At 69.8% G+C, this 12,769-nt stretch carries 10 protein-coding genes and 1 pseudogene; 5 read left to right on the top strand and 6 right to left on the bottom strand.

Annotated elements, in window-relative coordinates; all coding sequences use genetic code 11:
• Positions 1–154: 154 nt before the first annotated feature.
• A pseudogene (locus FJ694_RS34495) lies at positions 155–343 on the top strand (transposase domain-containing protein); the annotation flags it as partial.
• 1,387 nt (positions 344–1,730) lie between these two features.
• Here the strand turns inward: FJ694_RS34495 and FJ694_RS34500 are convergent.
• Genes FJ694_RS34500 through cas7g form a run of 4 tightly spaced genes read right to left on the bottom strand, consistent with a single transcriptional unit; the run spans position 1,731 to position 7,888 of the window.
• Positions 1,731–2,687 (bottom strand): type I-G CRISPR-associated protein, Cas3-extension family, encoded by a 957-nt coding sequence (locus FJ694_RS34500; protein ID WP_157272048.1) that lies wholly within the window; start codon positions 2,685–2,687, stop codon positions 1,731–1,733.
• Entirely contained in the window at positions 2,674–5,313 is a 2,640-nt protein-coding gene (gene cas3g / locus FJ694_RS34505) for a type I-G CRISPR-associated helicase/endonuclease Cas3g (RefSeq protein WP_157272049.1), read from the bottom strand. The genes FJ694_RS34500 and cas3g overlap by 14 nt, the downstream gene beginning before the upstream one ends.
• Positions 5,310–6,686, bottom strand: a complete 1,377-nt coding sequence (gene csb2, locus FJ694_RS34510; protein WP_157272050.1) for a type I-G CRISPR-associated protein Csb2 — start codon at positions 6,684–6,686, stop codon at positions 5,310–5,312. Before csb2 ends, cas3g begins: the two co-directional genes overlap by 4 nt.
• Positions 6,687–6,697: 11 nt before the next feature.
• Positions 6,698–7,888, bottom strand: coding sequence for a type I-G CRISPR-associated RAMP protein Csb1/Cas7g (gene cas7g / locus FJ694_RS34515; RefSeq protein WP_157272051.1), 1,191 nt, complete (start codon positions 7,886–7,888; stop codon positions 6,698–6,700).
• 413 nt (positions 7,889–8,301) lie between these two features.
• Here cas7g and FJ694_RS34520 point away from each other — a divergent pair, with 413 nt between their 5' ends.
• Both FJ694_RS34520 and FJ694_RS34525 read left to right on the top strand, forming a co-directional pair.
• Complete coding sequence (locus tag FJ694_RS34520) at positions 8,302–8,460, top strand: hypothetical protein (RefSeq protein WP_157272052.1); 159 nt, start codon at positions 8,302–8,304, stop codon at positions 8,458–8,460.
• A gap of 30 nt (positions 8,461–8,490) precedes the next feature.
• On the top strand, positions 8,491–9,285 hold the full coding sequence (locus FJ694_RS34525) for a site-specific integrase (protein ID WP_157272053.1): 795 nt from the start codon (positions 8,491–8,493) through the stop codon (positions 9,283–9,285).
• Positions 9,286–9,313: 28 nt separating this feature from the next.
• Here the strand turns inward: FJ694_RS34525 and FJ694_RS36950 are convergent, their stop codons facing one another.
• Entirely contained in the window at positions 9,314–11,326 is a 2,013-nt protein-coding gene (locus tag FJ694_RS36950) for a tetratricopeptide repeat protein (protein ID WP_198321157.1), read from the bottom strand.
• A 34-nt stretch (positions 11,327–11,360) separates the two neighbouring features.
• On the opposite strand from FJ694_RS36950, the gene FJ694_RS34535 reads away from it, so the two are divergent.
• Positions 11,361–11,870: a site-specific integrase gene (locus FJ694_RS34535; RefSeq protein ID WP_157272054.1), complete on the top strand. Its 510-nt coding sequence runs from the start codon at positions 11,361–11,363 to the stop codon at positions 11,868–11,870.
• A gap of 11 nt (positions 11,871–11,881) precedes the next feature.
• On the top strand, positions 11,882–12,103 hold the full coding sequence (locus FJ694_RS34540; protein ID WP_198321158.1) for a tyrosine-type recombinase/integrase: 222 nt from the start codon (positions 11,882–11,884) through the stop codon (positions 12,101–12,103).
• A 10-nt stretch (positions 12,104–12,113) separates the two neighbouring features.
• Here FJ694_RS34540 and FJ694_RS34545 read toward each other — a convergent pair whose 3' ends face one another.
• Positions 12,114–12,620, bottom strand: coding sequence for a tetratricopeptide repeat protein (locus FJ694_RS34545; protein ID WP_198321159.1), 507 nt, complete (start codon positions 12,618–12,620; stop codon positions 12,114–12,116).
• Positions 12,621–12,769 lie beyond the last annotated feature (149 nt).

A 12,769-nucleotide genomic window follows, 5' to 3' on the forward strand; every position in this document is an offset into this window, starting at 1 on the left:
GATGGCGTTCCTGCAGGCACTGTAATTATGCGAAGCGGTCATGGCATGGGCGCCACCCCGATCCCTCGGTCCGATTCCAGCCTGGGCATCTCGACTTCGCATAAAAACGGACTTCGCATTATTCGCGTCATGCTCAAGGGTGCATGACGCGAAAAATTGGCTCTTCGCCGGCACGCTTCAGGCCGGAAAACGTGCCGCGGCCATCACGAGTCTGATCCAGTCGGCGAAGTTGAACGGACACGACCCCTACGCGTACTTCAAGAACGTGCTCACGCGGCTGCCGACCCAGCGCGCCAGCGAGATCGACGCGCTGCTGCCGCATCGCTGGAAACCGGCCAGCTGAGATTGGCGGCCATCAGCGCCGCCTCTGCGCTGACCTGACTTCCCCAGCCGCTTACGGAGATCCAGCAGATCACCGACATTCAAATGCTTCAACGATGCCCGGCCACGAAGGCCGGGTGATGCCCCATGTCGAACGGCGAGACGTGGCCTTCGCGCATCATGCTTCAACGATGCCCGGCTACGAGGGCCGGGTGGACGCCGCAGCGCGTGGCTCCAGACCCCGACGCCGGCGAAGCTTTAACGATGCTCGGCTACGAAGGCCAGGTGACGCTTGGCGCAGCGCTGGTCGGTGCGAGTGGCGCGGCAGCTTCAACGATGCCCGGCTGATGCGGCCGGTGACGCAGATCGCCCACATTCCCAACGTCATCGGCATCCAGCTTCAACGAGGCCCGGCCGCGATGGCCGGGTGACACCACGATGATGGCGCCGCCCACGCCGAACTGCATGAAGCTTCAATGAGGCCCACCCACGAGGGCCGGGTAACGCTGATCTCAAACCGCCCCTTGTCATCGCCGCCCTTGCTTCAGCGAGGCCCTTCCGCGAGGGCCGGGTGACGCATAGGAGCAGGCAGCGCCGCATTGATCGGTGTACCGCTTCAACGAGGCCCGGCCGCGAGGGCCAGGTGACGCACGCCGCTCTGGCCGCTGGGCAAGCCGAGAAGGGGGCTTCAACAAGGCCCGGTTGTGAGGGCCGGGTGACGCTAGTCGTCGGGCATGACTTCGTCTCAGCCTGCCTGCTTCAACGAGGCCTAGCCTCGAAGGCCAGGCGACGACGCCCATGCCGAACAGAATCAGCAGCTTGGCGATGCTTCAACGAGGCCCGACCACGAAGGCCAGGTGACGCCCAGGCTCATGTCGGCATCGTCCAACGACTGATCGCTTCAACGAGGCCCGACCACAAAGGCCAGGTGACGCCTGCACATCACCGGCGAGGCGCCGTGGGAGTCCAAGCTTCAACGAGGCCCGACCACGAAGGCCAGGTGACGCGTGCGCAGACAACAACGGGAGAGCACATGACCAACGCTTCAACGAGGCCCGACCACGAAGGCCAGGTGACGCGACCATGTTGCTCTGCCCAATCAGGCCGATACCGCTTCAACGAGGCCCGACCACGAAGGCCAGGTGACGCCTCGCGCATGCTGGACAACGGCTGGACGCTGGAGGTGCTTCAACGAGGCCCGACCACGAAGGCCAGGTGACGCCCGGCATCGACCAGCACCCGGCGCGCCGCGTAGTCGCTTCAACGAGGCCCGACCACGAAGGCCAGGTGACGCCCCCACACCGCCAGCGCGCGAAGCTGCTTCAGAAAATTCTCCATAGCGCGCGAACCGGCAGGCCGACATGCATGCGTCGATCTGTCCGGCTCGGGCAGACACTGCAACTCCTTGATTAATCAGCGCTTTCTCGCCGCGCGAATCTGCCCTGCAGAGCAGCGTCACTGGAGGTCCGCGCTGCTGGCAGGAAAAAGCCGAACTTACCCACGCTCGTGACTGCGGACGACCACAGGGCCTCTACCCCAGGCAGCCGCTCCAACGAATCCACCGGCCGCTGCCGCAGTAGCCGCACCTCGGCCAGCGACAGCGGCTCGCGCCATTGCGGCCAGACGTAAGTGTGGCTTCCTGCAAATCCGACCGTCGTGGCACGGCGTGAACTTGTCGGCACAACAGGGTGCAGCGGCAGCGATTCGATGGCCAGCCACAGCAGCATCGGCTGTCCAGGCGTCGCGCTGTCGGTAGGCGCCAAGCGCTGGTGGGCATGCGTCATCAACGTGACCGGGTCCCAGCCCAGGCTGTGCCAGTCCTCGTAGGGACCGCCGTACAACGCCCGCTCGATGCGGTCGGCCAGCGGCACGCGCGGCCGCTTGCGCTCTGGCGACAGCTCCAGCGCCAGGCGCCGGAGCTCGTGCAGCAGCTTCTGGTTGGCCGACGTGAAGTCAAAGCGCGAGCGCGCCACGAACCCCTTGTCATTGACCACCGAGTCCGTCGCAAAGCCGGCCAGGAAACCCAGCGCCCGGGCATCGCCCTGCATCGCCGCGGCGGCCGTGCGGAAGTCCGCTGGCCGGATGGTGCGGATGTGCAGTGCGATGCCGCGCCGCCCCTCCTCGTCGCTGGCCTCGAAATTGAACTCTGGCGCCTCTGCCCGGCCGCGCATGTGCTCGGCCAGCAGTTCGCGCAGCGCCGCGGCTTCCACGCCGTGCAGCACGGCATGGTTGTCGGTCCATGACAGCCGCACCGGCAGCCCATGGTCCTGCGCGCAGACGCGCAGCAGACCCAGGGCCGCCATGAAGCCGATGGGCGAGGCGACCGGCATCCCGGTCAGGGCGACTTCCGGTTCAACCATGGTCATTGCGTTCTCCTGCGGGAGTGATGGCGGCGGCTTCCTCCATCGAGGCCCGGGCATCGGCAGCCCGCAGCAGCCATTCCAACTGCGCCAGTCGCCAGGGACCGTGCTGCGCCAGCAAGTCGGCCCAGGCTGCCGGCCAGTGCGCCGCCAGGCCGGCGTAGCGCGCGCCCGGTGCCGCGGCGTCCTGGCATTCGCGCAGCCACGGGCGGCCCAGGCCATGATGGGTTGCCACGAGGTGACGGGTCAGCGGGTCGTCCAGTGGCTCGAAGTCCAGGCTGGCGAACTCGTGGCGAAAGCCGCGCGGCACGCCGGCCAGGCGCCACGCCGCCAATTGCTCGGCCCGACTGCGCAGGGCCGACTTCGCCAGCACCGTGTCGCCGTGGGCCGCCAGCGCGTTGCCATGCAACAGTACCTGCATGCGCTGCTCGCGCTTGCCGGCGTCGTGCACGGCCGCCGCGTCCGCGACCTGCGCCTGGCATGGATCACCCGCTGCCAACTGCTGCGCCCAGCGGTGCACGTCGTCGTGATGCACGTCGAGCGGCACGGCACGGCCGGTCTCGATCTGGCCCTCGATCTCCTCGACGCCCGCTCCGCGCAGCACGTAACCGCCGGGGTGGGGATCGAGGCGCGCATCGCGCAGCCGGGCTGGCAGCGGCAGATCCATTGCGGCAATGGCTTCCAGCAACGCATGCCGGGCGGCTTCGATGTCCTCGCTCAAGTCCTCGTCGCTCGTGGCGGCGTCGTTCTCCAGCTTTTTCAGCTCCTGCGTCAGGTCCTGTAGCGACGCGGCGGCGTCTCCGAAAGCGTGCCAGTGGCCGGCGGCCAATCGGGCCACCGGCCGGCGCGGCTGGCCAACTTCGAGCAGGCAGTCGTCGGCGATGTCCGCCACCGGCGCCCGGCTGTCCGGCGCCCAGCCCCATTCGTCGCACCCGCCATAGCTGGCAGGCAGCACCAGCGTGTCGCCGGGCCGAACCTGCCGGGCCGTGATAACGCGGCAGTCATCGGCACCACGCCAGCGCAGCACGGGCCGCTCGGCCAGCGCGCCCGCCTGGTCCTCATCCGGCGCGGATTCCAGGTCGCTCCACTGATCGCCGGGCGCGATGCCGCCGAGCCAGCGCCGTACTGCGGCAGCCGGCATCGCCAACCCTTCGCGCTGCAGCGGCGGCAACAGCGCCACGGCGTCCGGCCATTCGTCCTGGGCTTCGGCGCGCAGGTCGTCGCGCCAGACGAGCGTGACCTCGGCCGCCTTGTCGCTCGGCCCGTGCAGCCAGGCGCTCACGTCCACCTCGGGCGCGAACGCCCCAGTCTGCGCCAGCATCTCGACATGCAGCGGCAGCAGCGTCGCGGCGCAGGCCGTGGCTTCGACAGGTGCGGGATGAGCACTCAGCATTTCCGCCAAGCTGCCCACGCCGAAGTCGATGCGGCCCTGCGCCGCCTCGGCTTGCGCCTGAAGCCATGCCCAAGCCTCGTCGGTCGCGGCGCCGTACACCGGGTCCTTGTCCCGGTACAAGACCACGCCGCTTGACTCCCCGCGCTCCCCCAGGCGGTCCAGCCGGCCGAAGCGCTGGCGCAGCGACGACAGCGGAGCGCACTCCGAGACCAGCGCGTCGAAATCCAGGTCGGCGCCGACCTCGATGGTCTGCGTCGCCACCACCACCAGCGGCGGTTCACCGGGCTGGCGCTGGCGGCCGGCCTGCAGTTGCGGCAGCAACGCCTGGAGCTGCCGGTCGCGCTCCAGTGAACGCACCCGGCCTGTGAGCAGCACGCAGGGCACGCCGGCGCGGCGCAGCCGCTCAAAGCAGCGCCGCGCCGTCGCCACGCGGTTGACCACCACGCCGACCTTCGACACGCCGGGCTGGCTCGCCAGCGCATCCGCCTCCTCGCACACCGCCTTGACGAAGTCGTCCTTGCTGCCGCCGACGGCGCGCAGGCGCACCGGCTTGCGTGCCGTGAGGCGCTGCTTGACGGGCCCCACCGCCAGGTCGTCTGCCTCCAGGCCGATGGCTGACTCGTGCCCGCGACCGGGCAGCGTGGCCGACATCGGCACCACCGCGATGTCCACGCCATGGGCCTTGAGCGCCTCCAGGGTCTGCAGCAGCGGCACCGACAGGTGGGCCTCGTCCACCACCACCAGCGTGTCGCTGGACAGGAAAGCTGCGTGCAGCGGCCAGCGCCTGGGGCTCACGCCATAGCCGCGCAACAGCAGCCGCGAGCCGAGCTGGTCCACCGTGCTGAGCACGACGGACAGCCGCTCGGGGTAGAGCACCCAGTCGTCGTCGCCGAACACGCCGCCGCGCAGGCGCACCACCTGCATGTCGCCGATGCGCCGGGCCAGCTCGCTCAGGGCAGGGTGGTCGGCCCGCTCCAGCGCAGCCTGGATGCGCTCAGCCCGCTGGTGCACCGCGTCCACCACGATGCGGCGATCCACGACGAAGACGATGCGCCGCCAACCGCCTTGAGCCGCCGCCCACACCGCGGCATCGACGAGCGCCGACTTGCCCAGGCCCGTGGGCACCGTCACTTCAAAAGCCTCACGCTGGGCCAGCCGCGCCGCAGCGCGCACCTGCCACGGAAACGGCTGCTGGCCGTGGACGGCCGCGAAGAATTCCTGAAACGTGAGGGCGCTCATGTACGCAGCTCCTGCGGCGTCGGGCGGAAGAGGCCGATGCCGAAATTGCGCCACCGGCCCGCGATCACCGGGCCTTCAACGGGCTGGTCGAAGCGAACCTGGGCATGCCAGCGCTGAATCCGGGTCGGGATGTCCATGGCGTGCGGCGCGCCCTCGAAGTCGCTGGTGAGGCTGAGGTGAACGGCCTGCGGCGCCGGAAAGCCCGCGATGGTCAGCGACTCCACCAGCGCGGCGACCAGGCGTTTGGCCTCAGGACGTTTCGGTGGGCGATCAAGGATGACCGGCGTGACGGTGGACCAATGTGTGGACGCGTCTCGCCACGTGTCCTCTCGCAGTGCCAGCGGTGTCCCGGACATGGCAACGGGCGTTACTTGCGCGACTTGGTCGTCTGGCAGATGCAGTTGGCGCAGCCGCGACAGCGCCATCAGTACAAGGGCACGGTCGTTCGGCTCCATGTCAACGGGCGGCGCCACGCCGATGCCACGGATCTTGCCTCTGGCATGGGCATGGCCCACGTCGGCAAGAGGCAACCAGGCCACGTGGCGCACGGCGTCGTCGTGGCCGTGCAGTGCTGCCGGCACATGCTCGCCCAGCAGTGCCATGGCAGCGCGGCGTGCCGCCCGAGCCAGTGTATGGGCGGTGTCGGCGCCCCAGGAACAGCCGTCCAGGCGCAAACCGATCCACTCGTAGTTGCTGCGCCGGTGGTCTGCATCGGCAGGGGTCCTGGCACGCGCGTAGGGTTGCAGCACCTCGAACACCGGCTGCGGCCGGCGCAAGGCGCCGTGGCCCTGCGTTGCCAGCCGGTCGAGCTCTTCGAGCCGGCCGCTCCTCGTCACTCTCAGGAACTCGCGGCCGTGCGCAGCGGGTACCAAGTCCGGCACGGGCGCCGCGTCATCGGCGACGAACCGGGCCGTGACCAGCGAGTGCGAAGTGCCCAGGTGCGTCATGCGCGCCGCCAGGCCGTCGAGCAGCGCCAGCTCCTGCGCCGACAGCGCCAAGGGCCACTGCAGTCGCACCTCCGGCTCCGCCAGCAGCGAGGCACCGGGGAACTGCCGCGCCTGGCGGTTGGGTGCCAGCGCACTGCCAGCCTTCTTCGACGCGATCCGCGTCTTCACGTCGTTGACCGGCACGTAGGCGTCGGGCGCCTCGCGCAGGTCGGCTTGCGGAAAGCACAGCGCGGGCGGCGGGGACGCTTCGAGCTTTTGCAGCACGGCGCGCTGCTCGCTGCTGGGGGAGTGGCCGCCGGCGTAGGCCGCGGCCACGAGCGCGGAGAACACCCGCGAAGGATGCGGCGGCCACTCGGGGCGCCGCGGGTCGGCATGGTCGGCGGCGCAGTAGCGCCCGCCAGGAAACCCGATCTGAAGCTGCAGCATGGCTGCTCCCCTCATTCCTCGTCGGCGCCATCGCTCTGCGCGACGGCCGCACGACTGCGTCGCACGAGCTCGACCAGCCGCTCGTCGGCAGTCAGCTTCAGCGGTGCATCACGCAGCGCCAGCCCGCACTTCGCGGCGTGCTGCCAAGCTGCATCAAGCAGGGTGCGTGCGGTGTCGGCCTGCAGCGAGACCTCCTGACGTTCCTGCAGCGTGCGGCCGATGAGCTCCAGGCGCCCGGCATCGCGCGGCAGCAGCTCGCAGCGCGAGCGCAGCAGGTAGCCGGTCTCGCTCTGGGCCACGAGGCCGTAGAGCGTCCACGCGGCCAGCAGCGCGCGGGCGGCTTGGTCGCGCCGGGGATCGACCTTGCCTTCGGCGTTGGGGAAGTGCAGATGCCGCAGCCCGGAGCACGACAGCACGCTGGTCTGCACCGCGCCGCTGATCACGGCCGCACGCGGCACGGCCGTCGCCGGCACGCTGCCGAAGCCCATTTCGCTGGGTTTCTTGAGCTTGTCCTTCGGCTTGGGGCCCGCAGTCCAGATCGTGAAACGCTGCACCGGGTCGTCGGTTTTAATCAGCTCCGCCACCTGGCTGCGGATGTCCATCGGGTCAAACTTCGTGGCCGATATATCGGCTGGCACGGCATCAAGGCCCAGGATCTCAGACGTAAGCAGGCGCGGGATCTTGGCCGACAGCGGGCCACCGCCGCCGTTGCTGTCCCAGGCGCCCAGCGTCAGGCAGATCGGCGCGTGCTCCAGCAGCGCGCAGGCCTTGTCCGGGCGTGCGGCCAGCAGCGCGCGGCCAATCGATGTTTCGAAGAAAGGCTGCTTGTCAAGCGTGACGGCGCGCATCACGGCGTCGTAGATACGGTGCGAGAGCTGCAGCACCGAGTACGCCGGCTCGGCCTCCAGCGCGGGGAAAGCGATCTCGATGTCGGGGTAGCGGATGCGCTTGGCCCGCACGGCAGCCAGCAGCGCCAGCTCGATGCGGTTGGACTGGCTCTGCGGCGAGTCCAGCACCACCACGTCGCGCTGCTGGCCTTCTATGTAGGCCCGGCGGTAGGGAATGTGGGGCGGCTCGCCCTTCTTGGGCGCCGCGTAGGTCGGCGGGCACACCAGGCCGTCGGGGCTGGCCGGCGAGAGGTCCACCTGCAGGCGGATCACGGAGCGGGTTTCGACGCAGTCGAGCAGCTGTTGGAGGTCCATGTGCGTTTTCCTGGGGAAGTCCGAAAGGGGACGGGTACTTCTGCCTGCCAGACTGCACAGGCCGCGGCGATGATCACATCTCAGAAGCTCACTAGATGAGCCTGCAACCGCCAAGATGAAAAAAAGCTGACGGCGTTGCCCCAGCTCAAGAAATGCGCCGCGATCACGGCCACGACCTGCTGGAAAGGCGCCGGTGCGACAGCGACTCCTGGTCGCTGGCCACCATGTCGTCGGTGCCGAGAAGGCGTGTAGAGCTCCTTGCCGCATGCACGGAGCGCGCCGGGGTCACGGCCACCGCAGTAGAGGCGCGCCCGGAAGGTCAGGCTCAACAGTTCACTGAGTACCATGGCGCCTCACGATTACTTCCGATAGCGTTCCTTCTCGGAAGTAAAAAACGACCAGGGAGCCTGACCATGAACGACACCGACACCACCGCCGTTGCGGTCCACGACGCCGCGGAGCTCACCCTGCCGGCACCGGCCATCGAGGCCACGCGCCGCTACCTGCAGGCCCAGGTCGCGCCGGCGACGCTGCGCGCCTACCAGTCGGACTTCGCCGTGTTCGCCGCCTAGTGCGCGTCAGATGCCGGTGGCCGCGGCGCGGTGGCCTTCCCGACCGAGCCCGAGGTGGTGGCCGCGTTCCTGGCCGCGCAGGCCGACGCCGGCGTCAAGGTCGCCACCATCCGCCGCCGCGCGGCCGCCATCCACTTCCGCCATGCCTCGGCACAGGTCGAGTCGCCCACGCGCTCGATGCTGGTCGCGGCCGCGCTCAAGGGCATCCGCCGCGAGCTCGGCGTCGCGCCCGCGCGCAAGGCCCCCGCCACGGCGCTGCGCCTGGTGGAGATGGTGCGGCTGTGCCCGGCCACGCTGCAGGGCGTGCGCGACCGCGCGCTGCTGCTGCTGGGCTTTGCCGGTGCGTTCCGCCGCAGCGAGCTCGTGGCCTTGAACGTCGAGGACCTGGAGGTGCTGCCGCAGGGCCTGAAGGTCACGATCCGCCGCTCCAAGACCGACCAGGAAGGCGCCGGCCAGGTCATCGCCATCGCGCGCGGCGAGGTGCACTGTCCGGTGGCCGCGGTGCAGTACTGGCTGCAGGTCGCGGCCATCACCATGAGGCCGGCGCTGTGCCGCGTACGCAAGAGCGGCCGCGTGGGCCACGAGGCACTGTCCGACCGTGCGGTGGCTGACATCGTGAACGGCTATGCCAAGCGCGCGGGCTTCAAAGCCGAGGATTTCAGCGGCCACAGCCTGCGCGCCGGGTTCCTCACCAGTGCGGCCGAGGCCGGCGCTGGCGTCTTGAAGCTGGTGGAGGTGTCACGCCACCGCAGCCTCGACACCGTGCGCAGCTACGTGCGCAGCGCCGAGCTCTTCAAGGACCACGCCGGCGCCGGGCTGCTGTAGAGCAGGCGCACCACGGCCGGGACTGGACCTACGACGGACCTGAGCGGTGCTGCTCGATCAGGTCGAGCGCGCGCTGCAGGCTGTCGCTGGTGTTCTCGAAGTGCCAGGGTGTAGCCTCGGCCGTGAGCTCCTTGAGCGCCGCGCGGTAAGCCTGCACCGCCTCCTCCAACCGCGTCGTGCCGCGCTCGCGCTCGCCCAGGCACGCCAGCGCGATGCCCAGGTTGTTCTGGGTCATGGCCCAGTCCAGCGGCACGCGCTCCTGGGTGCGCTCCTGCAGGGCCGCGCGGTAGGCCTGCACCGCCTCCTCCAGCCGCGCCGTGCTGTCCTCGCGCTCGCCCAGGGCTCGCAGCGCGTTGCCCAGGTTGTTCTGCGTCCCCGCCCAGTCCAGCGGCACGCGCTCGTGGGTGTACTCCTGCAGCGCCGCGCGGTAGGCCTGCACCGCCTCCTCCAGCCGCGCCGTGCCGCGCTCGCGCTCGCCCAGGCGCGCCAGCGCAATGCCCAGGTTGTTCTGGGTCATGGCCCAGTCCAGCGGCACGCGCTCCTGCGTGTATTCCTGCAGGGCTGCGCGGTAGGCCTGCACCGCCTCCTCCAGCCGCGCCGTGCCGCGCTCGCGCTCGCCCAGGCGCGTCAGCGCGATGCCCAGCCCGTTGCTGGCCTCCCCCCGCTCGTCGCTGCCGGTAGCGGCATCCAGTAGTTCACGGGCCAGGGCGATGGCGATTTCGAGCGACAGGTTGAGGCCCCGCTGGTCGCCCTCGTCCATAAACGCTTTAAGCCGCTGGTGGTACGCCACCGACCACGCCGGTCGCACTGGATCATCTAGTTCCCCGATCTGCAATACCGCCCGCGCCGCGCGCTTGGCATCGCGCAGCAGCACGGCCTGCTTGATGGCCGCCTCCAGCAATGGGAGTCGCTGCCGCCGTCGCCGTGCTTGCTCTTCCCCATCCAGTTTGGCCAGCGCCGCGTCGAGCTCATCTGCGCCCACCTCAAGCAGGCCGTCGCGCGTTTGCTTTGCCACATGCTGCAGCACACGGTCGATGAAGGCGTCCTGCGTGGCAGCGTGCTCGCCGGTGGCCAGCACCTCGCGCGCCAGCTCGACGGCGTGCTCCAGCTCGCGCAGCGCCTGATCGAAGTCCAGCGACTCCTCGGGCCGCAGCCGCCGGGCCAGGGCGATGACGGTCTGGCGGTCAATGGCCTGTGCTCCAGTGAAAACTACACCCTTGGCTTCCAGTGCTGCGATTAGCTGGTCTGGTAGTTCGTCGAGTCTGCGCTCCATCGACAAGCGCATGTCCACCACCTGCTGCTCCACGCTGGACACGAGTTCTCCTATGCCTGAGAACCCGCTGCCCTTGCCCAACAGCGTCAGAGCCCGGTCCAGCTTTTCGTCCAGCCCCTGCACTCCCTGCAGCGTGGCCACCGCCACCTCGCGCGCCATGCCGGCCATGGCGGTCTGGAACTCGACGCCGGCTTCGGGGTAGCGGCCGGGCTGCTTGAGCAGCTCGGCGAAGGCAGCAAACACCAGTTCGCCGAAGGGTCGCCGCCACCCGTCGTGCTGCAGCACCCCCTGCTCGGCCACGCGGGGGTATAGGGGGGGCACTTCGGCGGCAGGCCAGCCGGTTTCGGCGGCCAGGATGGCCACGAAGCTGCGCGTGAGCCCGTCGCCCGGCGCAGCGCCACCAACTTCGTGTTGGAACCCAGTCGGCATCTCCACCAGCAGCTGCGACAGCTGGGCGTCGATGGCCGAGGCGCCGGGCGGCTGGCGGCGATCGAAGGCCGCATCGCGCAGCTGATCCAGCGCCGCCTTCATCACGGCGGAAAAGCGCTGCACCTCGTTGGCCTGCGCGGACCATTCGTCGTCGTGCATCACGCCGTCGGCAACGGCGCGCTCGACTTCCAGCGCCGCCTCAATCCACGCCAGGCGCAGCGCGCGCCGCAGGTCGCCCTCGTCGGCAATGCGCTGGAAGGGGTTAAGGTCCCGCACCCGCGCCAGGGCCTGCCGCTGCAGGTGCTGGGGCACCAGCTTCGGCGCCATGCCGAACGCCATGCTCAGCAGCTTCTCACCCCATTCAGCCGCCATCGTGCCTCCCCCACTCCCACGCTGTTCGCCTGCACCTTACCGCGCCGCGGCCATCCACTTTCGCTATTCCTCGGCGCAGGTCGAGTCGCCCACGCGCTCGATGCTGGTGACAGCGGCCTTGAAGGGCATCCGCCGTGAGCTCGGCGTGGCGCTCACGCGCAAGGCCCCGGCCACGGCGCTGCGCCTGGTGGAGATGGCGCGGCTGTGCCCGGCCACGCTGCAGGGCTTGCGCGACCGCTCGCTGCTGCTGGGCTTCGCCGGAGCCTTCCGCCGCAGCGAGCTCGTGGCCTTGAACGTCGAGGACCTGGAGGTGCTGCCGCAGGGCCTGAAGGTCACGATCCGCCGCTCCAAGACCGACCAGGAAGGCGCCGGCCAGGTCATCGCCATCGCGCGCGGCGAGGTGCACTGTCCGGTGGCGGCGGTACAGACTTGGCTGGAGGCCGCGGCCATCACCATGGGGCCGGTGCTGCGCCGCGTGCGCAAGGGAGGTCGGTCAGCCAGGAGAAGCTGACCGACCGCTCGGTGGCCGACATCGTGAAGGCCTATGCCGAGCGCGCGGGCTTCAAGTCCGAGAACTTCAGCGGCCACAGCTTGCGCGCCGGGTTCCTCACCAGTGCCGCCGAGGCCGGGGCCGGTGTCCTGAAGCTGGTAGAGGTCAGCCGTCACCGTAGCCTCGACACCGTGCGCGGTTACGTGCGCAGCGCCGAGCTCTTCAAGGACCACGCCGGCGCCGGGCTGCTGTAGGGCCGGGGTCTCACGGCCGGGGCGTGGCCGGCGGCAGGTCCGAGCGGCGCTGCTCGATCAGGTCGAGCACGCGCTGCAGGTTTTTCGGGGTTCCTTCGAAGTACCAGGGCGTGGCTTTGGCCGTGAACTCCTTCAGAGCCTCGCGGTAGGCCTGCACAGCATCCTCAAGCCGCGCCGTGCCGCTCTCGCGCTCGCCCAGGCACATCAGCGCGTTGCCCAGGTTGTTCTGCATCATCGCCCAGTCCAGCGGCAGGCGCTGCTGGGTGCGCTCCTGCAGGGCTGCGCGGTAGGCCTGCACCGCCTCTTCCAGCCGCGCCCTACCGCTCTCGCGCTTGCCCAGGCACTGCAGCGCGTTGCCCAGATTGTTCTGTGTCATCGCCCAGTCCAGCGGCACGCGCTGCTGCGTGTATTCCTGCAGGGCTGCGCGGTAGGCCTGCACCGCCTCCTCCAGCCGCGCCGTGCCGCTCTCGCGCTCGCCCAGGCGCGTCAGCGCGGTGCCCAGGTTGTTCTGCGTCATCGCCCAGTCCAGCGGCACACGCTGCGTAAGCGGCCGCTGCGCGGCGTCCTTGCCTAAACGCTCACGCCGTGCAAGGCCGAACGCAGCGGGCTGGCGGCGAAGTGCTGCTTCCACAGCCGTGGCGTGAGCTCGGCCACGCGTGCTGCCGG

The organism is Azohydromonas aeria (genome assembly GCF_009760915.1).
GTDB lineage: Bacteria > Pseudomonadota > Gammaproteobacteria > Burkholderiales > Burkholderiaceae_C > Azohydromonas > Azohydromonas aeria.

Excerpts from the sequence above, each read along its gene's own strand:
- FJ694_RS34545 (WP_198321159.1), bottom strand. The coding sequence starts at position 12,620 with ATGACGCAGAACAACCTGGGCACCGCGCTGACGCGCCTGGGCGAGCGC.
- csb2 (WP_157272050.1), bottom strand. The coding sequence starts at position 6,686 with ATGCTGCAGCTTCAGATCGGGTTTCCTGGCGGGCGCTACTGCGCCGCC.
- cas7g (WP_157272051.1), bottom strand. The coding sequence starts at position 7,888 with ATGGACCTCCAACAGCTGCTCGACTGCGTCGAAACCCGCTCCGTGATC.
- cas3g (WP_157272049.1), bottom strand. The coding sequence starts at position 5,313 with ATGAGCGCCCTCACGTTTCAGGAATTCTTCGCGGCCGTCCACGGCCAG.
- FJ694_RS36950 (WP_198321157.1), bottom strand. The coding sequence starts at position 11,326 with ATGGCGTTCGGCATGGCGCCGAAGCTGGTGCCCCAGCACCTGCAGCGG.
- FJ694_RS34500 (WP_157272048.1), bottom strand. The coding sequence starts at position 2,687 with ATGACCATGGTTGAACCGGAAGTCGCCCTGACCGGGATGCCGGTCGCC.
- FJ694_RS34520 (WP_157272052.1), top strand. The coding sequence starts at position 8,302 with ATGAACGACACCGACACCACCGCCGTTGCGGTCCACGACGCCGCGGAG.